The 26748-nt window shown below is 72.6% G+C and carries 20 protein-coding genes and 1 pseudogene; 5 read left to right on the top strand and 16 right to left on the bottom strand.

Annotation, left to right across the window (positions count from 1 at the left end; all coding sequences use genetic code 11):
- Positions 1-3 precede the first annotated feature (3 nt).
- On the bottom strand, positions 4-930 hold the full coding sequence (locus tag IE273_RS35840) for a proline dehydrogenase family protein (protein ID WP_189819301.1): 927 nt from the start codon (positions 928-930) through the stop codon (positions 4-6).
- Between the two features lie 165 nt (positions 931-1095).
- On the opposite strand from IE273_RS35840, the gene IE273_RS35835 reads away from it, so the two are divergent.
- Positions 1096-2385, top strand: coding sequence for a PucR family transcriptional regulator (locus IE273_RS35835; protein WP_373309447.1), 1290 nt, complete (start codon positions 1096-1098; stop codon positions 2383-2385).
- Positions 2386-2398: 13 nt separating this feature from the next.
- On the opposite strand, the gene IE273_RS35830 is transcribed toward IE273_RS35835, so the two are convergent.
- Positions 2399-2983, bottom strand: coding sequence for a TetR/AcrR family transcriptional regulator (locus IE273_RS35830; protein ID WP_189819299.1), 585 nt, complete (start codon positions 2981-2983; stop codon positions 2399-2401).
- Between the two features lie 97 nt (positions 2984-3080).
- Here IE273_RS35830 and IE273_RS35825 point away from each other — a divergent pair, with 97 nt between their 5' ends.
- Positions 3081-4616: an MFS transporter gene (locus IE273_RS35825; RefSeq protein WP_189819298.1), complete on the top strand. Its 1536-nt coding sequence runs from the start codon at positions 3081-3083 to the stop codon at positions 4614-4616.
- A 66-nt stretch (positions 4617-4682) separates the two neighbouring features.
- On the opposite strand, the gene serA is transcribed toward IE273_RS35825, so the two are convergent.
- The 6 genes from serA to IE273_RS35795 form a co-directional block, all read right to left on the bottom strand.
- Entirely contained in the window at positions 4683-6272 is a 1590-nt protein-coding gene (gene serA / locus IE273_RS35820; protein ID WP_189819297.1) for a phosphoglycerate dehydrogenase, read from the bottom strand.
- 225 nt (positions 6273-6497) lie between these two features.
- Positions 6498-7496 (bottom strand): ketol-acid reductoisomerase, encoded by a 999-nt coding sequence (gene ilvC, locus IE273_RS35815; RefSeq protein ID WP_189819296.1) that lies wholly within the window; start codon positions 7494-7496, stop codon positions 6498-6500.
- Positions 7497-7614: 118 nt separating this feature from the next.
- Positions 7615-8139 carry an acetolactate synthase small subunit gene (gene ilvN / locus IE273_RS35810; RefSeq protein WP_014675169.1) on the bottom strand — a complete coding sequence of 175 codons (525 nt, stop codon included), beginning with the start codon at positions 8137-8139 and terminating at the stop codon, positions 7615-7617.
- A gap of 20 nt (positions 8140-8159) precedes the next feature.
- Positions 8160-10010: an acetolactate synthase large subunit gene (locus IE273_RS35805; protein ID WP_189819295.1), complete on the bottom strand. Its 1851-nt coding sequence runs from the start codon at positions 10008-10010 to the stop codon at positions 8160-8162.
- A 243-nt stretch (positions 10011-10253) separates the two neighbouring features.
- Positions 10254-13271: a putative bifunctional diguanylate cyclase/phosphodiesterase gene (locus IE273_RS35800; protein WP_189819294.1), complete on the bottom strand. Its 3018-nt coding sequence runs from the start codon at positions 13269-13271 to the stop codon at positions 10254-10256.
- Between the two features lie 386 nt (positions 13272-13657).
- Positions 13658-14635 carry a 2-hydroxyacid dehydrogenase gene (locus IE273_RS35795; protein ID WP_229887874.1) on the bottom strand — a complete coding sequence of 326 codons (978 nt, stop codon included), beginning with the start codon at positions 14633-14635 and terminating at the stop codon, positions 13658-13660.
- A 75-nt stretch (positions 14636-14710) separates the two neighbouring features.
- Between IE273_RS35795 and IE273_RS35790 the strand changes: the two genes are divergently transcribed.
- The gene (locus tag IE273_RS35790; RefSeq protein ID WP_189819293.1) at positions 14711-15709 is read left to right on the top strand and encodes an aldo/keto reductase; all 999 of its coding nucleotides are present in this window, start codon (positions 14711-14713) and stop codon (positions 15707-15709) included.
- A gap of 175 nt (positions 15710-15884) precedes the next feature.
- Positions 15885-17051 (top strand): PQQ-dependent sugar dehydrogenase, encoded by a 1167-nt coding sequence (locus IE273_RS35785; RefSeq protein WP_229887872.1) that lies wholly within the window; start codon positions 15885-15887, stop codon positions 17049-17051.
- 30 nt (positions 17052-17081) lie between these two features.
- On the opposite strand, the gene IE273_RS35780 is transcribed toward IE273_RS35785, so the two are convergent.
- From IE273_RS35780 to IE273_RS35750, 7 genes are all read right to left on the bottom strand, one after another.
- The gene (locus IE273_RS35780; protein ID WP_189819292.1) at positions 17082-17288 is read right to left on the bottom strand and encodes a DUF6191 domain-containing protein; all 207 of its coding nucleotides are present in this window, start codon (positions 17286-17288) and stop codon (positions 17082-17084) included.
- Positions 17289-17325: 37 nt separating this feature from the next.
- A complete protein-coding gene (locus IE273_RS35775) occupies positions 17326-20364 on the bottom strand; it encodes a helix-turn-helix transcriptional regulator (RefSeq protein ID WP_189819326.1) in 3039 nt (1012 codons plus the stop codon).
- A 95-nt stretch (positions 20365-20459) separates the two neighbouring features.
- Positions 20460-20651 carry a hypothetical protein gene (locus tag IE273_RS35770; protein ID WP_189819291.1) on the bottom strand — a complete coding sequence of 64 codons (192 nt, stop codon included), beginning with the start codon at positions 20649-20651 and terminating at the stop codon, positions 20460-20462.
- A gap of 206 nt (positions 20652-20857) precedes the next feature.
- Positions 20858-21457 carry a hypothetical protein gene (locus IE273_RS35765; protein WP_189819290.1) on the bottom strand — a complete coding sequence of 200 codons (600 nt, stop codon included), beginning with the start codon at positions 21455-21457 and terminating at the stop codon, positions 20858-20860.
- A gap of 35 nt (positions 21458-21492) precedes the next feature.
- Positions 21493-22065 (bottom strand): GNAT family N-acetyltransferase, encoded by a 573-nt coding sequence (locus tag IE273_RS35760; RefSeq protein WP_189819289.1) that lies wholly within the window; start codon positions 22063-22065, stop codon positions 21493-21495.
- Positions 22043-24274, bottom strand: coding sequence for an MMPL family transporter (locus IE273_RS35755; protein WP_189819288.1), 2232 nt, complete (start codon positions 24272-24274; stop codon positions 22043-22045). The genes IE273_RS35760 and IE273_RS35755 overlap by 23 nt, the downstream gene beginning before the upstream one ends.
- 108 nt (positions 24275-24382) lie before the next feature.
- Complete coding sequence (locus IE273_RS35750; protein WP_189819287.1) at positions 24383-24700, bottom strand: hypothetical protein; 318 nt, start codon at positions 24698-24700, stop codon at positions 24383-24385.
- On the opposite strand from IE273_RS35750, the pseudogene IE273_RS35745 reads away from it, so the two are divergent.
- A pseudogene (locus IE273_RS35745) lies at positions 24699-25156 on the top strand (SAM-dependent methyltransferase); the annotation flags it as partial. The gene IE273_RS35750 and the pseudogene IE273_RS35745 overlap by 2 nt on opposite strands.
- A gap of 61 nt (positions 25157-25217) precedes the next feature.
- On the opposite strand, the gene gatB reads toward IE273_RS35745, so the two are convergent.
- Positions 25218-26732, bottom strand: coding sequence for an Asp-tRNA(Asn)/Glu-tRNA(Gln) amidotransferase subunit GatB (gene gatB, locus IE273_RS35740; RefSeq protein WP_189819286.1), 1515 nt, complete (start codon positions 26730-26732; stop codon positions 25218-25220).
- Between the last annotated feature and the right edge of the window lie 16 nt (positions 26733-26748).

Genomic DNA, 26748 nt, shown 5'->3' with positions numbered 1-26748 from the left:
GGCTCAGCCCTTGCTGACCATGCTGCGGAGGAAGAACCGGAGGTTGGCCGGCTTCTCCGCCAGGCGGCGCATGAAGTAGCCGTACCAGTCGGTGCCGTAGGCGGTGTAGACGCGCATGCGGTGGCCCTCGGCGGCCAGCCGCAGGTGCTCGTCGCCGCGGATGCCGTACAGCATCTGGAACTCGTACTCGTCGAGCTTACGGCCGGCTTTGTGCGCCAGCTCCTGGGCGATGGCGATCAGACGCGGGTCGTGGGACCCGATCATCGGGTAGCCCTCGCCCTCCATCAGCGTCCTCAGGATGCGCACGTAGGCCTTGTCGATCTCGTGCTTCTGCTGGTAGGCGACCTCGGCCGGCTCCTTGTAGGCGCCCTTGACCAGGCGGACGCGGCTGCCGGACTCCGCGAGACGGCGGGCGTCGGCCTCGGTGCGGAAGAGGTATGCCTGGATGACGCAGCCGGTCTGCGGGAAGTCCTTCCGCAGCTCCTCGTGGATGGCGAACATCGAGTCGAGGGTGGTGTGGTCCTCGGCGTCGAGCGTCACGGTCGTACCGATGGCGGCGGCGGCCTCGACGACCGGGCGGACGTTCGCGAGCGCCAGCTCGTGGCCGCCCTCCAGCGCCTGGCCGAACATGGACAGCTTGACGGACATCTCCACGCGCTCGCCCAGCCCCAGGTCCTTGAGGTGGTCGATCAGCGCCAGGTAGGCGTCCCGCGCGGCGGTGGCCTGCTCGGGCGTGGTGATGTCCTCGCCGACGACGTCCATCGTCAGCTCCAGGCCCTTGGCCGTGAGGTCCTTGATGATCGGGACGATGTCGGCCACGGTCTCGCCGGGGATGAAGCGGTCGACGACCTGCTTGGTCACCGGGGCCGCCGAGATCAGGCGTCGCATCCGGTCGCTGCGCGACGCGGCGAGAATCACGGGACCCAGCACGGGGCACCTCCACAGACAAGCACCAAATACGGCCATCACCCGACGATTCGGGTACGGCACGGGGAACCACCGTGAAACCTAGGGATCTCTCCGATCGTCGGCCATCGACAGCTGTCACGCATCCGTGCCCGGGATCTCAGACAGATGTATGAAGGCGGCCGGGAAATGGGGGAGAATGCCCGAGTGGCGGCTGAATTCAAGGCGGACTACCAGGAGCTGGTGGACGAGATCTCCGAGTTGCTGGGGGTGCCGGCGACCCTGGAGAACCGTGACTTCGAGCTGATCGCCTTCGGTGCCTACGACAGCGAGGACGAGCTCGACCCGACCGCCCTGGACCCGGTGCGCACCCGCTCGATCCTGACCCGGCGCTCCACGGCGACGGTCCGCGCCTGGTTCGAGGGCTTCGGCATCACACGCGCGACCGGTCCGGTCCGCATCCCGCCGAGCCCGGAGGCCGGTGTCTACCGCGGCCGGATCTGCCTGCCGGTACGCCACCGGGGCGTCGTCCTCGGCTATGTCTGGCTGCTGGACAGCGATCCCGGGCCGACCGACGCCCAGCTCGCCTCCGCCCTGCGGGTCGCGGGCCGGATCGGCGCCCTGCTCGCGGACGAGGCGGAGGCCGGGGCGGGGCTGAGCCGGGAGCTGCGGGCCGTGCTCACCGCGGAGGGCGGCTGGCAGCGGGACATGGCGGTGGCCGAGCTGCGCACCGCGCTGGGGCCCCGCGCGGACGGCCCGCACACCCTGGTCTGTGTGGCGCCCTGGCCGTCGGCCGACCCGGACGACGCCCCCGCCGCCCGGACCATCCCGCACGCCACGGCGCTGTGCACCCTGCCGTGGGGCGCCTCGGGGCAGAGCCTCGCGCTGCTGGTACGCCTGCGCACCACCGAGTCCAGCACACCCGCGCTGGCGGCGGCCTCGCGGCTGCTGAAGGAGGCCGACGGGGCCCGTGGGGCGGCGGGCGGCGCGGCGCGCGGGGCGGGGGCCCGGGTGGCGGCGGCGGTCGCGGCGGCATCCACCGCCGGGGCCCGTGCCGCCGGGGTCACCGGCTGTGCGGCCGGGGTCGGCGAACCCCGCACCGGCCTCACCGAGCTGGGCACGGTCTGGCAGGAGGCCTCGGCCGCCGCGCGGGCCGCGCTGGCCGAGCCGCGGTTCGGGCCGGTCGCGCAGTGGGCGCGGATCGGGGCGTACCGGCTGCTGACCGCGCTGCCGCCGGAGGCCGCGCACGACCGGGTGGTCGGCCCGCTCCTCTCCCCCGCCCACCGGGAGCTGGCCCGCACGGCCGAGGTCTACCTCGACTGCGCGGGCCAGGCCGGCCGCACGGCGGCCGAGCTGGGCATCCACCGCCAGACCCTCTACTACCGCCTGTCCCGCGTGGAACAGCTGACCGGCCTGGACCTGGACGACGGGGAGGACCGGCTGCTGCTGCACATGGCGTTGAAGCGGGCGCGACTGTGACGCCCCGGCGCGGTCAGCTCCGCGCGGACTCCCGGATCACCCGGCGCAGCCCCTCGGTGAGCTGCTCGGCGGTGGTCGCCGTACCGGGGTCGAAGAGCCACTGGACCATGAGGCCGTTGAGGAGGGTCTGGTAGAGGCGCCCCTCGCTGTCGATCGTCGCTTCGTCCAGGTCGGACTCCGGGACGCCGTTGAACAGCGGGACGAGTCCCGCGCGGCCTTCCCTCTGGGCCTCGGCCAGCAGCTTGCGCACCTCTTCGAGCCGGTCGTTCTGGAACATCAGCTCGAAGCTGAGCAGCCAGATCGCCCGTGACTCGGGCACGGTGCGGATGATCCCGGCCCACACCTCCTGGAAGCGCTCCAGCGAGCCCGGGGGCTGGGTCATCTCGCCGTCCAGGCCGGGGTCGAAGCGCTCGCCGACACCCTCGATCAGCGAGACGTACGCCTGCACCAGCAGCGCGTCCTTCGAGCCGTAGTGGTAGCCGATGGAGGCGAGGTTGGTGCCCGACTCCTTGACGATGTCGCGCGCGGTGGTGCGCAGGAAGCCCTTCTCCAGCAGGCAGCGCTTGGCGCCTTCGAGCAGATCCTCACGGTGTCCCATGGGCCCACCCTACCCCCCGATCCATACAACCGTCCTAGACGCATGACTTATACATATGTTCTAGACAAGCGTCTAAGACGCTCGTACAGTCCTCGGCATGACGATGAACCCGACGAGCACCACCGACCCCGCCGGCGCCGAGAGCGCACCCGCCCGCGCCGGACGCCGCGAGTGGACCGCGCTCGGCGTGCTGATGCTGCCGCTGCTCCTGGTCTCGATGGACGTCTCGGTCCTGTACTTCGCGACCCCCGCGATCAGCGCCGACCTGCGCCCCAGCGGCACCCAGCAGCTGTGGATCTTCGACGTCTACGGCTTCGTCCTGGCCGGCCTGCTGCTGACGATGGGCTCGCTCGGCGACCGCATCGGCCGCCGCAGGCTCCTCCTCATGGGCGCCGCGGCCTTCGGCGCCGCCTCGCTCCTCGCGGCCTACGCGAACAGCGCGGAGACCCTGATCGCGGCCCGCGCGGTCCTCGGCATCGGCGGCGCCACCCTGATGCCCTCCACGATGGGCCTGCTGCGCACGATGTTCACCGACCCGGCCCAGCGGGCGAAGGCGATCGGCATGTGGTCCGGCGTGATGACCGGCGGCATCGCCCTCGGCTCGGTGATGAGCGGCATCCTGGTCGAGCACTTCTGGTGGGGCTCGGTCTTCCTGGTCAACCTGCCCGCGATGGCGCTGCTGCTCCTCCTCGGCCCGGTGCTGCTGCCCGAGTCGAAGAACCCCGCGCCCGGCCGCTTCGACTGGCTGAGCGTGCCGCTGTCGCTGGCCGCCGTGCTCCCCGTCGTCTACGGCCTGAAGGAGATCCCCTCCGAGGGATGGAACCCGGGGTACGTCGTCTCGCTCACCGTCGGTCTGCTCTTCGCGGCCCTGTTCGTCCGGCGCCAGCGCACCGGCACCTCACCGCTGATCCCGCCGGCCCTGTTCCGGGGCCACGGCTTCACCGCGTCGCTGGTCCTGACCCTCGTCTGCGCGTTCGGGATGTTGGGCTCGGCCATCTTCACCACGCAGTACCTCCAGTCCGTCCTGGGCAAGAGCCCGCTGGAGGCGGCCCTGTGGAGCCTGCTGCCGTCGGTCCTCATCGGGATCGCCGGACCGGTCACCGCCCAGCTCGTCCAGCGGGGCGTCCCCCGGGGACACGTCGTCGCCTGCGGCTTCGCGGTCAGCGCGGCCGGGTACGCCCTGCTCGCCCTCGTCGGCACCGACTCGCTGTGGCTGGTGCTGGCCGCCGCCGGCGTCCTCGCCTGTGGGGCGGTCATGGTGCTGTCCCAGCTGACCGACCTGGCGATGGGCGCGGCGCCGGTGGAGCGGGCGGGCACGGCCTCCTCGCTCCTGGAGACCGGCACCGAGTTCGGCGGCGCGCTCGGCATGGCGGTCCTGGGCTCGATCGGTACGGCGGTCTACCGCCACGCGATGCCGGCCACCGCCCCGGCCGAGGCCCGCGAGACCCTGGGTGGTGCACTGGCCGGCGCGGCCCGGCTGCCGGGCCGGACCGGTCAGACCCTGCTCGCGACGGCACGGGAGGCGTTCACCAGCGGAATGCGGGGCGCGGCCGTCGCCGGCGCGGTGATCCTGGTGCTGGCGGCGGTGGGAGCGGCGGCGACGCTGCGGAGGACCGAGGCCGGGCGGAAGTAGACAGCGGAAAGACGCCGGGCGGGCTGAGGTACCCCTCAGCCCGCCCGGCGTTCCGGCACAGGTGGATCAGACCAGGTTCACCGCGCGGGCGGACGTCGCGCCGATCTCGGAGGCGACCTCGGCCAGCACGGTGGCGCCCACCGTGTCGTCGACGGTCAGCACGGCCAGCGCCTCCCCGCCCACAGCCGCGCGGGCGACCTGCATGCCGGCGATGTTGATGCCCGCCTCACCGAGGATGCGGCCGACGGTGCCGACGACACCCGGGCGGTCCTCGTAGCGCAGCACCACCATGTGGTCGGCGAGCGCGAGGTCGACGTCGTACTCACCGACCGCGACGATCTTCTGGGCGTGCTTCGGGCCGGACAGCGTGCCGGAGACCGACACCTCCTCGCCGGTGCCCAGCGTGCCGCGCACGGTCACCACGTTGCGGTGGTCGCCGGACTCCGAGCTGGTGGTCAGGCGGACCTCCACCCCGCGCTCCTGCGCGAAGAGCGGGGCGTTGACGTAGGACACGGTCTCGTCGACGACGTCCTCGAAGACGCCCTTGAGCGCGGACAGTTCCAGCACCTTCACGTCGTGCTGGGTGATCTCGCCGTAGACCTCGACGTCGAGGCGGACCGCGACCTCACCGGCGAGCGCGGTGAAGATGCGGCCGAGGCGCTCGGCGAGCGGCAGGCCCGGCTTGACGTCCTCGGCGATGACACCGCCCTGGACGTTGACGGCGTCCGGCACCAGCTCACCGGCGAGGGCGAGGCGGACGGACCTGGCGACGGCGATACCGGCCTTCTCCTGCGCCTCGTCCGTCGACGCGCCCAGGTGCGGGGTGCAGACGACCTGGTCCAGCTCGAAGAGCGGGGAGTCGGTGCAGGGCTCCTTGGCGTACACGTCGAGGCCGGCGCCGGCGACCCGGCCCTCCTTCAGCGCCGCGAACAGCGCAGCCTCGTCCACGATGCCGCCGCGCGCGGCGTTGACGACGCGGACGCTGGGCTTGACCTTGCGCAGCGCCTCGTCGCCGATGAGGCCGAGCGTCTCGGGGGTCTTGGGCAGGTGGACGGTGATGAAGTCGGAGACCTCCAGCAGCTCGTCCAGGGAGAGCACCTTGACGCCCATCTGCGCGGCCCGCGCGGGCTGCACGTAGGGGTCGTAGGCGACGACCTTCATGCCGAAGGCGGACATGCGCTGCGCGACGAGGGCACCGATGCGGCCCAGGCCCACGACGCCCAGCGTCTTCTCGGCCAGCTCGACACCCGTGTACTTGCTGCGCTTCCACTCGCCGTTCTTCAGCGCGGCGTTGGCCTGCGGGATGTTGCGGGCGGTGGAGAGGATGAGACCGCAGGCCAGCTCGGCGGCGGTCACGATGTTGGAGGTCGGGGCGTTGACGACCATCACGCCGGCCTTGGTGGCGGCGGAGACGTCGACGTTGTCCAGGCCGACGCCGGCCCGGGCGACGACCTTGAGCTTCTTCGCGGCGGCGATGGCCTCGGCGTCGACCTTGGTGGCCGAACGGATCAGGATCGCGTCCACGTCGACGATGGCCGGCAGCAGCTCGGAGCGGTCCGCTCCGTTGCAGTGCCGGATCTCGAAGTCCGGACCGAGTGCGTCGACGGTGGCAGGCGACAGCTCTTCAGCGATGAGTACGACGGGTTTCGAGCTCACGTGAGTCCTCACATGTGCGATGCGGACGGCCGTCCCGACGGCCGCAGGCGGAGGAGGGGCTAGCCGCGGAAGACGCACGACGCTGTGGGCCTGACGCGTGTTGTGCAGAAGCATAGTGGCGCGGCGGGCGTCCCATTGCGCCTCCGCGGAAGGATCACCCGTCCGGGGCTGGACGGGTTGGACAACAGGGGCCGGAGCAGTCCGCCCCGGCCCCTGTCAGCGGGCTTACGCCTCTTCGTTCACCCAGCTCATCAGCTTGCGCAGCTGCTTGCCAGTGGTCTCCAGCAGGTGCTCGGAGTCCTGCTTCTTGTACTCGTTGTACTTCTTCAGGCCGCCGTGGTACTCGTCCATCCAGTTGCGGGCGAAGGAGCCGTCCTGGATCTCGGCGAGGACCTTCTTCATCTCGGCCTTGGTGGCGTCGGTGATGATGCGCGGACCGGTGACGTAGTCGCCCCACTCGGCGGTCTCGGAGATGGACCAGCGCATCTTCTCCAGGCCGCCCTCGTACATGAGGTCCACGATCAGCTTCAGCTCGTGCAGGCACTCGAAGTAGGCGATCTCCGGCTGGTAACCGGCCTCGGTCAGCGTCTCGAAGCCCGCCTTGACCAGGGCGGCGGTGCCGCCGCAGAGCACGGCCTGCTCACCGAACAGGTCGGTCTCGGTCTCCTCGGTGAAGGTGGTCTTGATGACGCCGGCGCGGGTGCCGCCGATGCCCTTGGCGTACGACAGGGCCAGCGCGAAGCCGTTGCCGGAGGCGTCCTGCTCCACGGCCACGATGCACGGGACGCCGCGGCCCTCCTCGTACTGACGGCGCACCAGGTGGCCGGGGCCCTTCGGGGCGACCATGCAGACGTCCACGCCCGCCGGGGGCTTGATGAAGCCGAAGCGGATGTTGAAGCCGTGGCCGAAGAACAGCGCGTCGCCGTCCTTCAGGTTCGGGGCGATGGACTCCTCGTAGACCTGGCCCTGGATCGGGTCCGGGACGAGGATCATGATGACGTCGGCCTCGGCGGCGGCCTCGGCCGGGGTCACCACGCGCAGGCCCTGCTCCTCGGCCTTGGCCTTGGACTTGGAGCCCTCGTGCAGACCGACACGCACGTCCACACCGGAGTCACGCAGCGACAGCGCGTGGGCGTGGCCCTGGCTGCCGTAGCCGATGACCGCGACCTTGCGGCCCTGGATGATGGACAGGTCGGCGTCGGCGTCGTAGAACAGCTCGGCCACTTTTGGTTCTCTCCTTGTGTGCAGGTGGTGCGTCCCACCGTATGACGGCGGGCGGGAAGGAAGTTCGGGGGTCTCGGCATACGGGCGGCCGTTGATCCAGGGCCGCCCGTTCTCAGTCTTACGCCGTCCGGTCGAGAGCGCGCAGCGAGCGGTCCGTGATCGAACGGGCGCCACGGCCGATCGCGATCGTGCCGGACTGGACCAGCTCCTTGATGCCGTACGGCTCCAGCATCTTGAGCATGGCGGACAGCTTCTCGGTGGAACCGGTGGCCTCGATGGTCACGGCCTCCGGGGAGACGTCGACGGTCTTGGCGCGGAACAGCTGGACGATCTCCACGATCTGCGAGCGGGTCTCGTTGTCGGCGCGGACCTTCACCAGAACGAGTTCACGCTGCACGGCCTGACCGGGCTCCAGCTCCACGATCTTCAGCACGTTGACGAGCTTGTTGAGCTGCTTGGTCACCTGCTCCAGCGGCAGGTCCTCGACGCCCACCACGATGGTGATGCGGGAGATGTCGGGGTGCTCGGTGACGCCGACCGCGAGCGAGTCGATGTTGAATCCGCGCCGGGAGAACAGGGCGGCGATGCGGGCGAGGATGCCCGGCGTGTTCTCCACCAGGACGGAGAGCGTGTGCTTGGACATGTCTTCTTGCTCTTCCTCGCTCAGTCGTCTTCGTTGTCGCCGAAGTCGGGGCGGACGTCCCGGGCGGCCATGATCTCGTCGTTGGAGGTGCCGGCGGCGACCATCGGCCAGACCATCGCGTCCTCGTGGACGATGAAGTCCACGACGACCGGGCGGTCGGTGATGGAGTTGGCCTCCGCGATGACCTTGTCCAGGTCCTCCGGGCGCTCGCAGCGCAGACCCACGCAGCCCATCGCCTCGGACAGCTTCACGAAGTCCGGCACGCGCGTGCCCTTGGCCTCCGGGTTGATGTCGTCGGGGCCGCTGTGCAGCACGGTGTTGGAGTAGCGCTGGTTGTAGAAGAGGGTCTGCCACTGGCGGACCATCCCGAGGGCGCCGTTGTTGATGATGGCGACCTTGATCGGGATGTTGTTCAGGGCGCAGGTGGTCAGCTCCTGATTGGTCATCTGGAAGCAGCCGTCGCCGTCGATCGCCCAGACGGTACGGCCCGGCTGTCCGGCCTTGGCGCCCATCGCGGCCGGGACCGCGTAGCCCATCGTCCCGGCGCCGCCGGAGTTCAGCCAGGTGGCGGGCGTGTCGTACTGGATGAAGTGCGCGGCCCACATCTGGTGCTGGCCGACGCCCGCCGCGAAGATCGTGCCCTCGGGGGCGAGCTGCCCGATGCGCTCGATGACCGCCTGCGGGGAGAGCGAGCCGTCGCCGGGCTGGTCGTAGCCGAGCGGGTAGGTCTCGCGCCACCGGTTCAGGTCGCTCCACCAGGCGGTGTAGTCGCCCTTGTGGCCCTCGCTGTGCTCCTTCTGGACGGCCTGGACCAGGTCGGCGATGACCTCGCGGGCGTCGCCGACGATCGGCACGTCGGCGGCGCGGTTCTTGCCGATCTCGGCCGGGTCGATGTCCGCGTGGACGATCTTGGCGTAGGGGGCGAAGCTGTCCAGCTTGCCGGTGACGCGGTCGTCGAAGCGGGCGCCGAGGGCCACGATCAGGTCGGCCTTCTGGAGCGCGGTGACGGCGGCGACGCTGCCGTGCATGCCGGGCATGCCCAGGTGCTGCGGGTGGCTGTCGGGGAACGCGCCGAGCGCCATCAGGGTGGTGGTGACCGGGGCGCCGGTCAGCTCGGCGAGGACCTTCAGCTCGGCGGTGGCGCGCGCCTTGAGGACGCCGCCGCCGACGTACAGCACGGGCCGGCGGGCGGCGGTGATCAGCTTGGCGGCCTCGCGGATCTGCTTGGCGTGCGGCTTGGTCACCGGGCGGTAGCCGGGCAGGTCCATGACGGGCGGCCAGGAGAAGGTGGTCTTCTTCTGGAGGATGTCCTTGGGGATGTCGACCAGGACGGGTCCGGGGCGGCCGGTGGAGGCGATGTGGAACGCCTGCGCGATCACCCGCGGGATGTCCTCGCCCTTGGTGACCAGGAAGCTGTGCTTGGTGATCGGCATGGTGATGCCGACGATGTCCGCCTCCTGGAAGGCGTCCGTGCCGATCGCGGAGGACACGACCTGCCCGGTGATCGCGACCAGCGGCACGGAGTCCATGTTGGCGTCGGCGATCGGGGTGACCAGGTTGGTGGCGCCGGGGCCCGAGGTGGCCATGCAGACGCCCACCTTGCCGGTGGCCTGCGCGTAACCGGTGGCGGCGTGGCCGGCGCCCTGCTCGTGCCGGACCAGGACGTGCCGCACCCGGGTGGAGTCCATCAGCGGGTCGTACGCCGGCAGGATCGTGCCGCCCGGAATGCCGAATACCGTGTCCGCGCCGACCTCCTCAAGGGAGCGGATGAGGGACTGCGCACCCGTGACGTGCTCGACGGGGGCGGACTGCTGTCCTCCGGAACGGGGCCGCGGCTGCGGATGGTGGGCCCCGGTGGCCTGCTCGGTCATCGGCATTCTCTTCTCGATGCTGAGGGTTTTTGCGAGGTTCGGGCGGATTTCGGGCGCTGCACGAAAGGCACTCGTGCAACAAAAAACCCCTCGTGCCACAAGGCAAGCGAGGGGAGCGCGCCGGTGAGGTCGCTGGGGATTCCGGATCGTCCTCCGGTGGGTCCCAGCTCAGCCGACGCGCTGTCCAAGTACGAGAATTCGGGTGCGCATGGCACTGACCCTCCCCCCGGCACGCACCACGTGTCAAGTGGGTGGGACGGGAGTCTCAGAATGTGAGCGAAGGGCACTGCCGCCTCCGAAGACAGCGGGTACACCCCCTGTGTACACCCTCTCCGGCTCCCTCGCGCTGCCCGCGAACGCGGGTTCGGCCGGGGCGTGCGGCACCGGGTAGTGGCCGGATCCGAGCGCCCGGCGCAGCCGGTACTCCTCCAGCGGACCGGCGAACGCCATGCCCTGCCCGTGGGTGCAGCCCATCGCGCGCAACGCGACCACCTGCTCGGGCAGGTCCACGCCCTCGGCGAGCGACTGGAGCCCCAGATCGCCGGCGATCCGCAGCAGACCACTGGTGATCTTGTGCAGCCGTGCCGACTCGACCACGCCCTCGACCAGGCCGCGGTCGAGCTTGAGGATGTCCACGGGCAGCCTCCTGAGGGCCGTGATGGCCGCGTAGCCGCTGCCGAAGCCGTCCAGCGCGATCCGCACCCCGAGCCGGCTCAGCGCGGTCAGCCGCCGCTCCAGCTCGTCCAGGGAGACACGGGGATCGGTCTCGGACAACTCGATGACCAGCGCCCCGGGCGGCAGCCCGTGCCGGGTCAGCAGCGCCTCCACCGAGCCCAGCGGCATCGAGCGGTCCAGCAGCCGCCGGGCGCTCATCCGGACCGCCACGGGGACGACGACCCCGGTCGCGGCCCGCTCGGCCGCCTGCTCCACGGCCTCCCGCAGGATCCAGCGGTCCAGCTCGGCGGTCTTGTCACCGTCCTCGGTCACCCGCAGGAACTCGGCCGGTGTGAACAGCACCCCCTGCGAGGAGCGCCAGCGCGCCTGCGCGGAGACCGCCGTGATCCGGCCGTTCTGCAAGCACACCACGGGCTGGTGCAGCAGGGCGAACTCGCCGTCGTGCAGCGCGGCGCGCAGCCGCGTGGCCAGCTCCGCCTTGCGGACGACGTCCTGCTGCATCTGCGGCTTGTACAGCTCGACCCGCCCCTTCCCGGCCGACTTCGCGCGGTACATCGCCAGGTCCGCGTTGCGCAGCAGCTCGCCCGCGCCGAGGCCCGGCTCGGCGAAGGCGACGCCGATGGAGGCGTTGACCCGGACGTCGTTGCCGTCGATGGCGTACGGGTGGGAGAGGGTCGTCCTGAGGCGGTCGGCGAGCTCCACGATGTTCCGCTCCCGGGCGGCCCGGTCCCGGGTGCCGTCCCCGACGATCAGGGCCGCGAACTCGTCGCCGCCCAGCCGGGACGCGGTGTCCCCCTGCCGGACCGCGTCCTGGAGTCTGCGGGCGGCCTGGATGAGCAGTTCGTCCCCGGCCTGGTGCCCGATCGTGTCGTTGACGGCCTTGAAGCCGTCCAGGTCGATGAAGAGCACGGCCGTACCCCGCAGGGCGGCGCCCCGGTCGGTGGCCCGCCGGCCGGACAGGGCCTGCTGCACCCGCTTGGTGAACAGCGCGCGGTTGGGCAGGTCGGTCAGCGGGTCGTGCTCGGCGTTGTGCTGCAACTGGGCCTGCAACCGCACTCTCTCGGTCACGTCCCGGCTGTTGAAGATCAGTCCGCCGTGGTGCCGGTTGACGGTCGACTCGACGTTGAGCCAGCCGCCGTCACCGGAGCGGAACCGGCACTCGATGCGCGTGGTCGGCTCCTCCAGCGGGCTGGCGGCGAGGAAACGCCGCACCTCGTGCACCACGCAGCCCAGGTCCTCCGGGTGGATGAGCCCGGCGAGCTCGGTGCCCACCAGCTCCTCCGCCGGTCTGCCGTACACCCCGGCGGCGGCCGGGGAGACGTACCGGAGGATGCCGTTGGGCGCGGCGATCATGATGACGTCGCTGGAGCCCTGCACCAGGGAGCGGAAGTGGTTCTCCTTCTGCGCCAGTTCCTGGGTGAGGGTGATGTTGTCCAGCAGCATGATGCCCTGCCGGATGACGAGCGCCAGCACCACGGCGCCCGCGGTGATCAGCACCACGTGGTCGGGCCTGCGGCCGTTGAGGACGTTGTACAGGATGCCGAGGGTGCACACGGCCGCCGCGAGGTACGGGGTGAGGGCGGCGAGGGAGCCGGTGAGCGGCCGGCCGGACGGGTACCGGGTGTGCTCGCCGCCCGGCGCGGACAGCGGCAGGTGCCGGTCCGTGCTCCGCCGGCCCGGCAGGTGCTCGTGGACCACGCGCGTGTGCCCGTCCGCCGCGCGCGCCTCCCGCGCGTGCCGGCGCCGGGGCGCGGCCCAGGGGGCGTAGGCGAGCAGCAGCGAACCGGCGAACCAGCCCGCGTCCAGCAGCTGCCCGGAGCGGTAGCTGCTGTGCAGCAGCGGCGAGGTGAACAGGGCGTCGCACATCACGGTCAGCGCGAGCGCGCCGATCGCGGTGTTCACCGCCGTGCGGTTGCCCGGGGCGCGGCGGAAGTGCAGGGCGAGCACCATGCTGACGAGCGCGATGTCGAGCAGCGGGTACGCCAGTGACAGCGCGGCGTGCGCCACGCTGGAGCCTTCGATCCGGGCCGCCTGGGCGAGGGCGAGGCTCCAGGAGAGGGTGAGCAGCGAGCCGCCGATCAGCCAGGCGTCCAGCCCCAGGCAGATCCAGCCCGCCTTCGTCACCGGCCGCTTGGCGAGGACCAGCAGGCCGACGATGGCGGGCGGCGCGAAGCAGAGGAAGAACAGGTCGGCGTAGCTCGGGCTGGGCACGGGGCGGTCCAGCACGACCTCGTACCAGCCCCAGACCGCGTTGCCCAGCGCGGCCATGAGCGAGGAGAGGGCGAACAGCAGCCAGGCCGAGCGGAAGCGCACGCGCCGGCTGCGGGCGTACAGGAAGCAGGAGACGGCGGCGATGCCCGCCGCCGCGCTCAGGCCGAAGTCGCCCATGAACACCGCGACTTGGCTCGCGCCCCAGTCGAACGCGGCTCCGACGGCGTAGGCCGCGCAGATCAGGGCGAGGACGAGTTGTTCCATCAGCCGGGTGTTGTCGCCGATGGACGGCCGGCGGGGCGGCGGCGCCTCGTGCGGGTGCGGTGCGCGCGCCGCTCCGTCGAGGGTGGTCGTCACGGAGGGCGGGGCGCTCACCGGGGCCTCCCGGTGAGCGCCGCTCCCGTGTCCCGACGGTCCCGGTTCGCCGGGTGCGCATGCCTGCGTCGGCCGCTGTGCCTGCGCTGCTGGTGGCTGGTGTGGCTGGTGTGGTGGCCGCGCCTGCGCGCGGCCGTGCGCCAGGGTCGCCGTCGGCGGCTCCGCCGCGTCGGATCGTTCGTCCATAGGCCGTGCATCGCCCGTCGCCCCCCTCACGAATCTGAAATGTCCATCCCCGGCGCCGAGTGGTCAGTCGGCGCAGCCCCTGTCGGGACGATACACCAGTATCGTCACTCAGGGACATAGCCTCTCTACGCTCCGTGACGACCAGCGGTGATGCGGGTACGGGCCGCGTCCGAAAGGTTGCGGAGGGTGCCGGAAGCGGCCTAGAGCCCGTTTGCTCCCCTGGTTTCGGGTCCGGTCGTAAGGATCACGTTCCGCAGGGGCTGCCGGTTCACGAACCGGGTCAACTGGTCCACGAGCAGCCTCTCGGCGCGGGGCAGGAAGGCCGAGGAAGGGCCGCCGACATGCGGGCTGATCAGCACTCCGGGCGCCTGCCACAGGGGGTGGCCGGGGGGCAGCGGCTCGGGGTCAGTGACGTCCAGGGCGGCGGTGATCCGGCCCCGCTCCAGCTCGGCGACGAGCGCCTTGGTGTCCACGACGGGCCCGCGCGCGACGTTGACGAGCAGCGCGCCGTCCTTCATCCGGGCGAGGAAGTCCGCGTCGACGAGCCCCCGGGTCTCCTCGGTCAGCGGGGTGCAGAGGATCACGACATCCGCGTGTGGAAGCAGTGGAAGCACTTCGGCGATCGGAAGCACGGGACCGCGCGCGGTTGTGCGACCGGAGCGCGCAACACGCGCCACCCGCGCGACCTCGAAGGGCACGAGCCGGTCCTCGATGGCGGCACCGATGGCCCCGTACCCGACGATCAGCACGCTCTTGTCGGCCAGGGCGGGGTGGAAACCGCCCACCCAGCGCTCCTGTTGCTGGGCGCGGACGAAGCCGGGGATGCCTCGCAGCGCGGCGAGGGTGAGGGTGAGCGCCAGCTCGGCCGTGCTCGTCTCGTGCACCCCGCGCGCGTTGCACAGCCGCACGCCCGGCGGGATCACCGACAGCTGCCCGGTGATGTCGTCGACGCCGGCGGTGAGCGTCTGGATGAGCCGCACGTTCGTCAGATGCTCCAGGGGACCCACCCGGACCGACAGCCGCTTCATGTACGGCACCACGTACACGGCGCACTCCGCCGGGTCGCCGGGGTACGGCTGCGCGCCGTCCTCTCCCCCGTCCCAGAACAGGTACCGGGGCCCCTCGGGCAGCCCCTCGATCTCCTCGGGCGGAATGGGAAGCCACACGTCTGAACTCATGCCAGGAGGCTATGTCAGGCACGTCCGCGCGCAGAGGTTAGGTTGGGGGCCGGGCTAAGGGAGGTTCACGAGCAGGTGGAGCGCAGGACGATCGGCGCGGGGGCGCTCGCGGTGGGGGCCGTCGGACTCGGATGCATGCCGATGAGCTGGGCGTACAGCGGATCGCGGCAGCGGGGTGACGAGTCGGTCAGAGCGGTGCACCGGGCGCTGGACCTGGGCTGTGATCTCCTGGACACCGCGGACATGTACGGCCCGTTCACCAATGAGCTGCTGCTGGGGCGGGTGCTCAAGGAGCGGCGCCGGGACGCCTTCGTGTCCACGAAGGTGGGGCTGCTGGTGGGCGAGCAGCACATCGTGGCCAACGGCCGCCCCGGCTATGTGCGGCGGGCCTGCGACGCCTCGCTGCGGCGGCTCCAGACCGATGTGATCGACCTGTACCAGCTGCACCGTGCCGACCCGGAGATACCCGTCGAGGAGACCTGGGGCGCGATGGCGGACCTGGTGCGGGCCGGGAAGGTGCGGGCCCTCGGTCTGTGCGCGGTGGGGGCGCGCGGCGGGCGCCGCCCGGGCGCCGGGCTGTACGACACGACGCTGCGCCAGTTGCAGCGGGTGCAGCAGGTGTTCCCGGTGACCGCGGTGCAGGCGGAGCTGTCGGTGTGGTCGCCGGAGGCGCTCCGGGAGCTGCTGCCGTGGTGCGAGGCGCGGGGTGTGGGCTTCCTGGCGGCGATGCCGCTGGGCAACGGCTTCCTGACCGGCACGCTGACGCCGGGCGAGGGCTTCGAGCCGGACGACGTACGCGCCCGGCACCCCCGGTTCACCGCCGAGATGATGGCGGCCAACCAACCGATCGTCGCGGGCCTGCGGCGGATAGCCCGCCGGCACGGTGAGGACACGACCCCGGCCCAGGTGGCCCTGGCCTGGGTGCTGGCGCAGGGCCGGCATGTGATCGCGCTGCCGGGCACCAAACGGGAGCGCTGGGCGGCGCAGAACGCGACGGCCGCCGGGCTGCGGCTGACCGAACGGGACCTGGCGGAGGTGTCCGGTCTGCCGGCGGCCCAGGGCTCGTGGGACTGAGGTGCCCGCCACGAGGGTTCTGGTCTGCCCGCCGCCCGAGGGGCACGGGAGCGAGGTTTTCGCGGTTGGTCGTCGGGGATCGGGAACCCGAGGGGGCGCGGCCCGTGTTCAAGAGGAGAGCGTGCCGTCGGGCCCGCCTGTGGAGCGCCACCGGACCGCCGCGGCGAAGGGAACCGTGATCGTGCGACGTAGAGCTGTGCCTGCCGGGCTGGCCGTGGCCGCCCTCCTGCTGACGGCCGGCTGTTCCTCCGGCGGCGGGGACGCCCCGGGCGGTGCGCCGGGCGTGCCGACCTCCGGGGCCACCGCTTCCGGGCACGGCACCGCCTCGGCCGCGCCGGTCCCTCCGGCGAAGGGTTCGGTGAAGGTGCTGCGCACGGTGGCCGAGGGCCTGAAGACACCGTGGGGGCTGGCTCCGCTGCCCGGCGGCGGCCTGCTGGTCTCCTCCCGGGACGAGGGCACGATCAGCCGGATCGACGAGAAGACCGGCCGGACGACCGAGCTGGGCACGGTCTCCGGGGTCTCGCCGGCCGGCGAGGGCGGCCTGCTGGGCATCGCCCTCTCCCCCGACTTCGCCTCGGACCACATGATCTACGCCTACTTCACCTCGGCCTCGGACAACCGCATCGTCCGCGTGCTGTACGACGAGCGGAAGCCGGCCGGTGAGCAACTGGGCGCTCCCGACACGGTGTTCAAGGGCATCCCCAAGGGCCGCATCCACAACGGCGGCCGGATCGCGTTCGGCCCCGACCGCATGCTGTACGCGGGCACCGGCGAGAGCGGGGAGAAGGGCCTGGCGCAGGACAGGAAGTCGCTGGGCGGCAAGATCCTGCGGCTGACCCCGGACGGCGAACCGGCTCCGGGCAACCCGTTCCCCGACTCGCCCGTGTACTCGTACGGCCACCGGAACGTCCAGGGTCTGGCCTGGGACGACAGACAGCGGCTGTTCGCCTCGGAGTTCGGGCAGGACACCTGGGACGAGCTGAACGCGATCAAGCCCGGTGACGACTACGGCTGGCCCCAGGCCGAGGGCAGGTCCTCCGGCACCGGCTTCCACAACCCGGTGGCCCAGTGGCACACCGACGACGCCTCCCCCAGCGGCATCGCCTACGTGAACGGCGTGATCTGGATGGCGGGCCTGAAGGGCGCGCGCCTGTGGCGCGTGCCGTTGGACGGCACATCGGCCTCGGCCGCCCCGCAGGCGTTCCTGACGGGCGTCTACGGCCGCCTGCGTACGGTCGTCCCGGCCGGCGGCGACAGGCTCTGGCTGGTGACGAGCAACACGGACGGCCGCGGCACCCCGAAGAAGGGGGACGACCGGGTGCTGGAGCTGCGGGTGCGGTGAGCGGCGCGCTTTCCTCGACGAGCCGCGCGGCTACTCGTCCTCGGTGAGCGCTTCGGGCTCCGGCTCGGCCGGCACCGTCCGCGGAAGGCGTATCACCGCCTTCCCGGAGGTCAGGTCTATGGGGCCGCGGCCGGGGTCGTTGTCGCCCACGTCCTCGCGGGTCAGTTCCAGCCGGTTCTGCTCGTCCCGGGTGTGCTTGCGGCCGGGCGCGAACAGTTCCTCGAACGCGTTGAACACCGCTCCCCCTCACTGCCGGTTTTCTCCAGCGTAGGTCTCAGCCCGGCGTTTCGGCGGCGAGCGTCCCGGCCGCGAACAGCCCCAGCCGGTGGGCCACCGCCGCCGCCTCGCCCCGGCCCGAGACGCCGAGCTTGCCGAGGATGTTGGAGACGTGGACGCTCGCGGTCTTCGGGGAGATGAACAGTTCCGCCGCTATCTGACGGTTGGTGCGGCCGGCCGCGACCAGGCGCAGGACGTCCCGTTCGCGACTGGTGAGGCCGAGCGCGGCGGCCGGGTCGGCGGGGGCCCGGCGGGCGGCGCCGGTCAGGGTGAGGCGGGCGCGCTGGGCGAGCCGGGCGACGGCGTCGGCGAGGGGGCGCGCGCCGAGGTGGGCGGCGACCGCCCCGGCCAGCCGGAGCAGTTCCACCGCGCGCTCGCGCTCGTCGTCGCCGCCCTCGGCCAGCAGCACCGCGGCGAGGCGGTGGCGGACCCGGGCGAGGGCGTAGGGCCGGTCCAGGCACTCGAAGGCGGTGACGACCGGGGACCAGGTGTCGGCGGTGTCCCGGCCCTCCGCGCGGAGCAGTTCGGCGCGGGTCCACTGGCCGTATGCCTGCCAGAGCGGGACGCCGGTGGTGAGGGTCCGTACGGCCGCCGAGAGGCGGTCGAGGGTCTCGGCGCGGCCGGGCAGGGCGGCGGGCAGGGTGCGGGCGTCGGCCTCGGCGGTGGCGGCGGCCAGCAACAGCGGCCAGCCGTAACGGTGGGTGCCGGGCGGGAAGCCGGCGTCCAGGGCCGGGAGCAGTGCCGCGCGGGCGTCGGTGATCCGGCCCTCGGCGGCGGCGACCCCGAGGACGATGCGGGCCACGGGCAGGGACTGCTGGGGCATCGGGTCATGGGTGCCGTACCAGGCGCGGGCGGCGGCGAGGTGCCGGCCGGCCTCGGCGAGGTCGCCGCGGGCGAGGGCGAGGTGGGCCTGCGACAGGGCGCCAGCGCCACGGGGCATGGCGCCGTGGCCGACCCGGGTGGCGTGCGCGGCGGCCTCGGCGGCCTCCTGCCACTGGCCGAGCGAGTACAGCGCCTCGGACAGGTTGCCCCACATCCACACCCCGGAGTCCAGCAGCCCGTACGCGCGGCAGAACTCGATGCCCTCGCGCAGCAGGGGGACGGCCTCCCGGTCCCGGCCGACGCTCTGCAACACGGACGGCAGGTTCACGTAGGCGCGGGCCGCGACCTGGTGCATGCCCTCCGCGCGGGTGTCCCGCAGCACCTGCCGCATCTCGGCGAGACCGGCCTGGGGCGCACCGGCCTCCGCGGTCAGCCCGCCCAGGGTGAGGCGGGCGTCCAGCTCGGTCTCGCGGGCGCCGACCATGTGGGCGTACTCCACGGCCCGCTCGGCGGCGGCCAGGGCTTCGGGGCCCGGCCGGCGCTGCATGGACCAGCTGGCGGCGACCGCCAGTACCTCCGCGTGCACCTCGGACGGCGGCAGTCCGCGCACCAGGTCCTGGGCGGTGGCCAGTTCCTGCCGGCCGTCGCCGCGCGCCATGGCCTGGACCAGCCGGGAGCGCTGCACCCAGAACCAGGCGGCGCGCAGCGGGTCCGGCTCCTCCTCCAGGAGGCGCAGGGCCCGCTTGGTTATCTTCAGGGCGCGTTCGCGCTCACCGCCGAAACGGCCCGCCACGGCAGCCTCGGCCAGCAGATCGAGGTAGCGCAGCGGTGTGGTGGCCGGGTCGCAGCCGCACGGGGGATAGACCTCGGCGTAGTCGACCGGGCGCAGGGCGGAGCGGATCTCCTCGGGCGCGCTGTCCCACAGCTCCATCGCCCGCTCCAGCAGCCGCAGTTGCTCGGTGTAGGCGTGCCGGCGGCGGGCGACGACGGCGGCGGACAGGACGGCGGGCAGCGCCTTCGCGGGGTCGTGGGCGTGGTACCAGTAGCTGGCCAGGCGCATCACGCGGGCGTCGGCCGGGACCAGCGTCGGGTCGGCCTCCAGGGCCTCGGCGTAGCGGCGGTTGAGCCGGGAGCGTTCGCCGGGCAGCAGATCGTCGGCGACGGCCTCGCGGACCAGGGAGTGCCGGAAGCGGTAGCCGTCGCCGGTCCGGGTGGCGGTGAGGATGTGGGCACCGACGGCGGCCCGCAGCGCCTCGATGAGGTCGTCCTCGGCGAGCCGGGCCACGGCGGCGATCAGCCGGTACTCCACCGTGGAGCCGCCCTCGGCGACGGTCCGGGCGACCTTCTGGGCGCTCTCGGGCAGGGCTTCGACCCGGACGAGGAGCAGGTCGCGCAGGGAGTCGGTGAGGCCGGTGCAGTCGCCCGCCGTGGCGGCGACGGCGAGTTCCTCGATGAAGAAGGCGTTGCCGTCGGAGCGTGCGTAGATCTCGTCCACCTGGGCCGGGTCGGGTTCGACGGCGAGGATGCCCGCGATCTGGCGGCCGGCCTCCTCGCGGGTGAAGCGGGCGAGTTCGATGCGGCGGACGGTGCGCAGCCGGTCCAGTTCGGCGAGCAGCGGGCGCAGCGGGTGGCGGCGGTGGATGTCGTCGGAGCGGTAGGTGGCCAGCACGAGGAGGCGGCCGGCGCGCAGGGTGCGGAAGAGGTAGGCGAGGAGGTGGCGGGTGGAGGCGTCGGCCCAGTGCAGGTCCTCCAGGACGAGGACGACGCTCTGCCCGGCGGCGATCCCTTCCAGCAGCCGGGCGGTGAGTTCGAACAGGCGGGCCGTGCCCTGTTCGTCGTGGCGGCCCGTGCCGGCCTCGCCGAGGTCGGGCAGCAGCCGGGCCAGTTCCTCCTCCTGGCCGGCCGCCGCGGCGGCGAACTCCTCGGGCAGGGCGTCGCGCAGGGCGCGCAGCGCGGCGGAGAAGGGGGCGAACGGCAGCCCGTCCGCGCCGATCTCCACACAGCCGCCGACGGCGACTACGGCGCCGCGCCGGGCGGCGGCGGTGGCGAACTCCTCCACGAGGCGGGTCTTGCCCACGCCCGCCTCGCCGCCGAGCAGCAGCGCCTGCGGCTCGGCCGCGGCGGCACGGGCGAGCGCGTCGTTCAGCGTGTCCAACTCGTCGGTGCGGCCGACGAACACGGGACTGACGGACCTGTTCTCCACGGGCCCGAGCATCGCACGGGACCGGAACGGCCCGGCACCGGTTTTCCACAGCCCCTGTGTGATGGTCGTACCGATGGCCGGCGGTGCCGAACCGGCGGACGGCAGGGTCACGCGGTGCGTGGCAGCCGCTGCCGGCGGGGGCGGCCGGTATGCGACTCGGCGGCCGGGGCACCGTCGCCGACGGGCTCGGCGCGGCGGGCGGCGCGACGGGACCGCACGGCCTCGCGGGCCAGACGGTCCTCCTGGGCCGTGCGACGCAGCTCGGCGGAGCGGAGGCGGTGGAGTTCGAGGGCGTACATGGCGGGTCCTTCGGGAGAGACGGTGTCGTGTGCCGCTTTCCGCGACGCCTCCACCCTCGTCTCCCAGACGGGTCCGCCACATCGGGAGAGTGCCGCATCTTCGGGCGGCCGGCGGGCCGCACGCGCGCGTAAGGGGCCTTAGGGCGGCGGCGAGTCGCTCACGCGCGCCCTAAGGCCCCTCAAGCTTGTGGGTCCCCGGCGCCCTCTCAGCCGGTCGAGGGCAGGCCGAGCAGGGCGTCGGAGTACTTCAGGACGGCGAGCAGCAGTCCGATGACGCCGAGCGAGACGCCCGCCCAGGCGACCGACTTGATCCACGCGGCCTGCGGGCGGCCGGGCGTGCCGAACGCGGGACGGGCCAGCACGACCACGCCGGTGATGAGCGCGGCCAGCGCGAACAGGCCGGCCCACAGGGCGGTGGTGTGCCAGGCGTCGCCGTATACCTCCTTGATCTGCGTGGCGACGCTCGCGGTGGAGGACGTCCGGAGCTGGCCGACGAGCTGTTCGCGCGCGGACGCGACGGTGCCGATCCAGCCGCCGCTGAGCGAGACCAGGCCCAGCGCCGCCGAGACGACGGCGCCGGCCCCCTGGCCGACCCCGGAGGGCGCCTTGCCACCGGCGGCTTCCGTCGCATCGCCCGCCTCGCCGCCGTCGGCTTCCGCGGCCTCCTCGGGGACCTGCTCCCCGGCGGCCTGCTCCTCGGCTGTCTGCTCCTCGGCAAGACCGGCCGTCGTCGTCTCGTCGTCCTTGCGCGCCTCGGTGCCGGCCTCAGTGCCGCCCGTCGCGCCTTCCGCTGTCTTCGTTGCCATACCTGGCACCGTACGGACGCTGTCTGAGAGGTCTCTTAATGATCGTCGTGCGCGGTACGCGCGCGTGCCGCACGCCACTCGGGCGCGAGCACCGACCAGATCTCGGTGCTGGTGCGCACACCCCGGCGCCGGTAGTTCTCGCGGAGCACGCCCTCACGCGTCATGCCGAGCCGCCGGGCCACGTTGATGCTCGGCTCGTTGGCCGAGGACACCTGCCACTCCACCCGGTGCATGCCGCGCTCCCCGAAGGCCCAGTCGAGCAGCACCCGCATCCCGCGCGTGACCAGCCCGCGCCCGGCCGCGGCCGGCTCCAGCCAGCAGCCGGCCTCGCAGACCCCGCCCGGGGTGTCCCAGACGCGGAACAGCAGGCCGCCGACGAGCGTGCCGTCCAGCCAGATGCCGTGCAGGCCGCCGGCGTCGGCGGCGCGCTTGTCGGCGTACGCCTTCAGCCAGCCACGGGCGCCGTCGAGGTCGGAGACCACGTCCGCCAGACCGACGTGCCGGCCGATGAACTCCCGCCCGCGGTCGATGTTGGCGAGCAGGTCCTGCGCGTGCCAGACCTCCAGTGGCCGCAGTTCGGCGTCGTCACCGAGCGATATCGCGTACATCCTGCCGTTCTTCCTTCCGTGGTTCGTGCGCCGGGACCCGGCCGAGCCCGTCCCGCCCCGGGCGGCGCCCGGACGGCTCGATGCCGAGGCGCGGCAGGCGGCGCTCCAGCCAGCCGGGCAGCCACCAGTTGGCGGCGCCGAGCAGATGCATCAGGGCGGGCACGAGCAGCGTACGCAGGACGAAGGCGTCGATGGCCACGGCGGAGGCGAGCGCGATGCCGAACAGGGCGATGACGCGGTCGCCGCTGAGCACGAAGGCGAGGAAGACCGAGATCATGATGACCGCGGCGGAGTTGATCACCCGGGTGGTCTCGGCGAGGCCCACGCGGACGGCGCGCCGGTTGTCGCCGGTGTCCAGCCACTCCTCGTACATCCGGCTGACCAGGAAGACCTGGTAGTCCATGGAGAGCCCGAAGAGCACCGAGACCATGATCACGGGCAGGAAGGGCTCGATGGGGCCCGCGCGGCCGAGGCCGAGCGGTTCGCTGCCCCAGCCCCACTGGAAGACGGCGACGACGACGCCGAACGCGGCGGCGACGGCGGCGACGTTCATGGCGGCGGCCTTCAGGGGGATGCCCAGCGAGCGGAAGGCGACGAGCAGCAGGAGGCAGCCGAACCCGACGACCGCGCCGACGAACAGCGGCAGTTTGCCGACGATCACTCCCGCGAAGTCGTCGTAGCCCGCGGTGACGCCGCCCACCTGTACGGCGAGCGAGGTGCCGCGCTCCGCGCGCGGGAGCACGCCGGTGCGCAGCCGGTCCACGAGAGCGCTGGTGTCCCGGGACTGCGGCGCGGACTCGGGCACGACGGTGAGGTACGCGGTGTCCCCGCCGGTGGCGTAGGTGACCGGGGTGACGGAGGCGACGCCCGGGGTGGCGCGCAGGGTGGTGTCGAGGTTGTCGAGGGCGAGTTTGCCGTCGCCGCCGTCCACGCGTGTGACGAGTGTCAGCGGCCCGTTCACGCCGGGTCCGAAGCCCGCCGCGAGCAGGTCGTAGGCCTGGCGGGTGGTGGAGGTGCGGGGGTCGTTGCCCTGGTCGGAGGTGCCGAGGCGGAGGGAGAGGGCCGGCAGGGCGAGCACGGCGACGACCACGAGGGCGAGCGAACCGAGCAGCCGGGGGTGGCGTTCGACCAGCGCCGACCAGCGGGCGGCGAGGCCGGTGGGCAGTTCCGGGCGCGGCCCGTGCTCGGCGAGCCGGCGCCGTTCGCGCCGGCTGAGGGCGTGCGGGCCGAGGTACGACAGCAGGGCGGGCAGCAGCGTCACGGAGGCCGCGACGGTGAGCGCGACCGTCAGACAGGCGGCCACGGCGACCCCGTCGAGGAAGCCCAGCCGCAGTATCAGCATCCCCAGCAGGGCGATGCACACCGTCGCACCCGCGAAGACGACCGCGCGCCCGGTGGTGGCCACGGCGTGCGCGGCGGCCTCCGGGACGCTCAGGCCGCGCTTCAGGCCGCGCCGGTGTCTCGTCACGATGAACAGCGCGTAGTCGATGCCCACGCCGAGACCGATCAGCATGCCGAGCATGGGCGCGAAGTCGGCGACCGTCATGAGGTGTCCGAGCAGCCCGATGCCGGCGTACGCGGTGCCGACGCCGACCAGCGCGGTGGCGATCGGCAGCAGGGAGGCGGCGAGCGAACCGAAGGCGAGGAACAGCACGACGGCGGCGACGAGCACCCCGACCGCCTCGGCGGTGTGCCCGCGCGCGGACTCGGTGAGCCCGATGGCGGTGCCGCCCAGCTCCACCCGGAGTCCCTCGTCCGCCGCGGCCTTGGCGGTGCGCACGACGGCCCGCGCCTCGGCCCCGGCGATGTCGCCGGCCTGCCGTGCGAAGGTGACGGTGGCGTAGGCCGTGTGGCCGTCGGCGCTGATCCGGTGGGCGCCCTGGCCGCCGTAGGGGCCGGACACCGAGGCCACGCCGGGCAGTGCGGCGATCCGGCGCAGGGTGCCCGCCATGGTCCGCTCGACGTCGGCCGCGCGGACCGTGCCGGTGACGGTGTGCCAGACGACGGTGTCGCTGTCCCCGCCCAGCCCCGGGAAGCCCTCCTTGAGCAGCCGGGTCGCGCGGCCGGACTCGGTGCCGGGGACCTCGTAGTCGTTCGAGTACGCCGAACCGGCCAGGGCGGCGCCCGCGGTGACCCCGCCGAAGGCGAGGAGCCACAGCAGGACGGCGATCAGGCGGTGCCTGACACACCACCGCGCGAGGTCTGCCACCGACGTGCTCCCGGAAGACGATGTGTGCATCCTTCGCCGGGAACAAACGTCAATAAACCGGACACTCCACAAAGAACGCGTCGGGAGGGCAGCCGAACTGAAGGCATGTCAGTCGAACTGGTCACCGAACGCCATGACCATCGTCCCCGCGATGAGCAGCCACAGGGCTCTGCGGGTACGGCCCTTGGAGCCGAGCAGCGCCGCGAGCGCGCAGACGGCGGAGCCGAGGGCGTAGGCCGCGGGCACGCGGGCGGGCGCTGACCCGGTGAGCCGCAGCAGGGAGGCGGCGAGTCCCGCGAGGCACAGGAGCGCTCCGGTTCCGGCCGCGGTCCACCGGGCCCGCCGGGCCCGCCGGGCGTCCTCGACGTACCCCTCCGGCTCCTCGGTTATCGGGGGCTCGATGTCGGAATCGGTGCGTCCACTCATGGCGGGCGAGCGTACCGTTCCCGGCCGGGAAATCCTGGTGCGGGGCGGTGCCCGCGGCTGCACCGAGAATCAGCCGGGCCCGCACGCGCCGTGGCTGCTGGAATGGCCGGCGCCCGCGCTCCGCCTCGACCGGCTGCCGCCCGGCGCCCGGGTGCTCGACCTCGGCTGCGGACGGGCCATGACCTCCGTCTTCCCGGCCAGGGAGTACGGCCTCCAGGTCACCGCGGCCGACCTGTGGGTGAAGCCGGACGAGAACGCCGTACGCCTCGCCGAGGCGGATGTGACCGGCCGTCGGTGCGGGAGGAGATCGCCGGGGCCGAGCCGCCGGAGCACCTCACGGCCCACTGGGACCCCGGGCTGTGGGCGAGCGAGTTCATGGCCGGCCCGGCACGCGACCCGGTGGAGCTGCTGACCGCCGACCAGGGGCGCCTGCTGGGGTCCGCCCGGGTCGTGGGAACGCCGTACCTGGCCGTACGGCCCCGGAGGAACGCCCTCCGGGGCCGTACACCGCCTGCTGTCAGCCCTCGCTGACGCCCAGCTTCTCCAGGATCAGCTCCTTGACGCGGGCCGCGTCGGCCTGGCCGCGGGTGGCCTTCATGACCGCGCCGACCAGGGCGCCGGCCGCGGCCACCTTGCCGCCGCGGATCTTGTCCGCGATGGCCGGGTTGCCGGCGATGGCCTCGTCGACGGCCGTGCCGAGCGCGGAGTCGTCGGAGACGACCTTCAGACCGCGCTTGTCGACGACCTCGTCCGGGGTGCCCTCGCCGGCGAGGACGCCCTCGATGACCTGGCGGGCCAGCTTGTCGTTCAGGTCACCCTTCGCGACCAGCTCGGTGACCCGGGCCACCTGCTGCGGCGTGATCGCCAGCTCCTCCAGCGCCTTGCCGGACTCGTTGGCGCTGCGCGCCAGTTCGCCCATCCACCACTTGCGGGCGGAGGCCGCGTCGGCACCGGCGTCGATGGTGGCGACGATCGGGTCCAGCGCGCCGGCGTTGAGGATCGCCTGCATGTCGGTCGCGGAGATGCCCCACTCCGCCAGCAGCCGGGTGCGCCGGGCCAGCGGCAGCTCGGGCAGCGCCGCGCGGATCTCCTCGACCCACTCGCGCGAGGGCGCGACCGGCACCAGGTCGGGCTCCGGGAAGTACCGGTAGTCCTCGGCCTCCTCCTTCACGCGGCCCGAGGTCGTGGACCCGGTGTCCTCGTGGAAGTGGCGGGTCTCCTGGACGATCGTGCCGCCGCCGGAGAGGACGGCCGCGTGCCGCTGGATCTCGAAGCGGGCCGCACGCTCCACCGAGCGCAGGGAGTTGACGTTCTTCGTCTCCGAGCGCGTGCCGAACTTGTCGGCGCCCTTGGGCATCAGCGACAGGTTGACGTCGCAGCGCATCTGGCCCATCTCCATGCGGGCCTCGGACACGCCGAGCGCGCGGATCAGCTCGCGCAGCTCGCGGACGTACGCCTTCGCCACCTCGGGGGCGCGCTCGCCGGCGCCCACGATCGGCTTGGTGACGATCTCGATCAGCGGGATGCCGGCGCGGTTGTAGTCCAGCAGGGAGTGGGACGCGCCGTGGATACGGCCGGTGGCGCCGCCGACGTGCGTCGACTTGCCGGTGTCCTCCTCCATGTGGGCGCGCTCGATCTCCACGCGGAAGACCTCGCCGTCCTCCAGCTGCACGTCGAGGTAGCCGTTGAAGGCGATCGGCTCGTCGTACTGGGAGGTCTGGAAGTTCTTCGGCATGTCCGGATAGAAGTAGTTCTTCCGGGCGAAGCGGCACCACTCGGCGATCTCGCAGTTCAGCGCGAGACCGATCCTGATCGCGGACTCGACGCCGGTCGCGTTGACGACCGGGAGCGCGCCGGGCAGGCCGAGGCAGACCGGGCAGGTCTGGCTGTTCGGGTCGGCGCCGAGCGTCGTCGAGCAGCCGCAGAACATCTTGGTCTTGGTGCCGAGTTCGACATGGACCTCAAGGCCCATGACGGGGTCGTACGACGCCAGCGCGTCCTCGTACGACACCAGGTCGGTCGTGGTGGTCACGGTGAAAACTTCCCTC

Origin of the sequence: Streptomyces olivaceoviridis, assembly GCF_014650115.1 — a bacterium.
Taxonomy (GTDB): Bacteria; Actinomycetota; Actinomycetes; order Streptomycetales; family Streptomycetaceae; genus Streptomyces; species Streptomyces olivaceoviridis.
The sequence above is the reverse complement of the archived record's forward strand: the minus strand, read 5'-3'. Positions and strand labels throughout refer to the sequence as shown.

Bases quoted from the DNA above. Each gene is read 5' to 3' on its own strand.
- IE273_RS35835 (WP_373309447.1), top strand. From the start codon at position 1,096: ATGGGGGAGAATGCCCGAGTGGCGGCTGAATTCAAGGCGGACTACCAG.
- IE273_RS35830 (WP_189819299.1), bottom strand. From the start codon at position 2,983: ATGGGACACCGTGAGGATCTGCTCGAAGGCGCCAAGCGCTGCCTGCTG.
- IE273_RS35825 (WP_189819298.1), top strand. From the start codon at position 3,081: ATGACGATGAACCCGACGAGCACCACCGACCCCGCCGGCGCCGAGAGC.
- ilvN (WP_014675169.1), bottom strand. From the start codon at position 8,139: ATGTCCAAGCACACGCTCTCCGTCCTGGTGGAGAACACGCCGGGCATC.
- IE273_RS35805 (WP_189819295.1), bottom strand. From the start codon at position 10,010: ATGACCGAGCAGGCCACCGGGGCCCACCATCCGCAGCCGCGGCCCCGT.
- IE273_RS35795 (WP_229887874.1), bottom strand. From the start codon at position 14,635: ATGAGTTCAGACGTGTGGCTTCCCATTCCGCCCGAGGAGATCGAGGGG.
- IE273_RS35775 (WP_189819326.1), bottom strand. From the start codon at position 20,364: ATGCTCGGGCCCGTGGAGAACAGGTCCGTCAGTCCCGTGTTCGTCGGC.
- IE273_RS35770 (WP_189819291.1), bottom strand. From the start codon at position 20,651: ATGTACGCCCTCGAACTCCACCGCCTCCGCTCCGCCGAGCTGCGTCGC.
- IE273_RS35765 (WP_189819290.1), bottom strand. From the start codon at position 21,457: ATGGCAACGAAGACAGCGGAAGGCGCGACGGGCGGCACTGAGGCCGGC.
- IE273_RS35760 (WP_189819289.1), bottom strand. From the start codon at position 22,065: ATGTACGCGATATCGCTCGGTGACGACGCCGAACTGCGGCCACTGGAG.
- IE273_RS35750 (WP_189819287.1), bottom strand. From the start codon at position 24,700: ATGAGTGGACGCACCGATTCCGACATCGAGCCCCCGATAACCGAGGAG.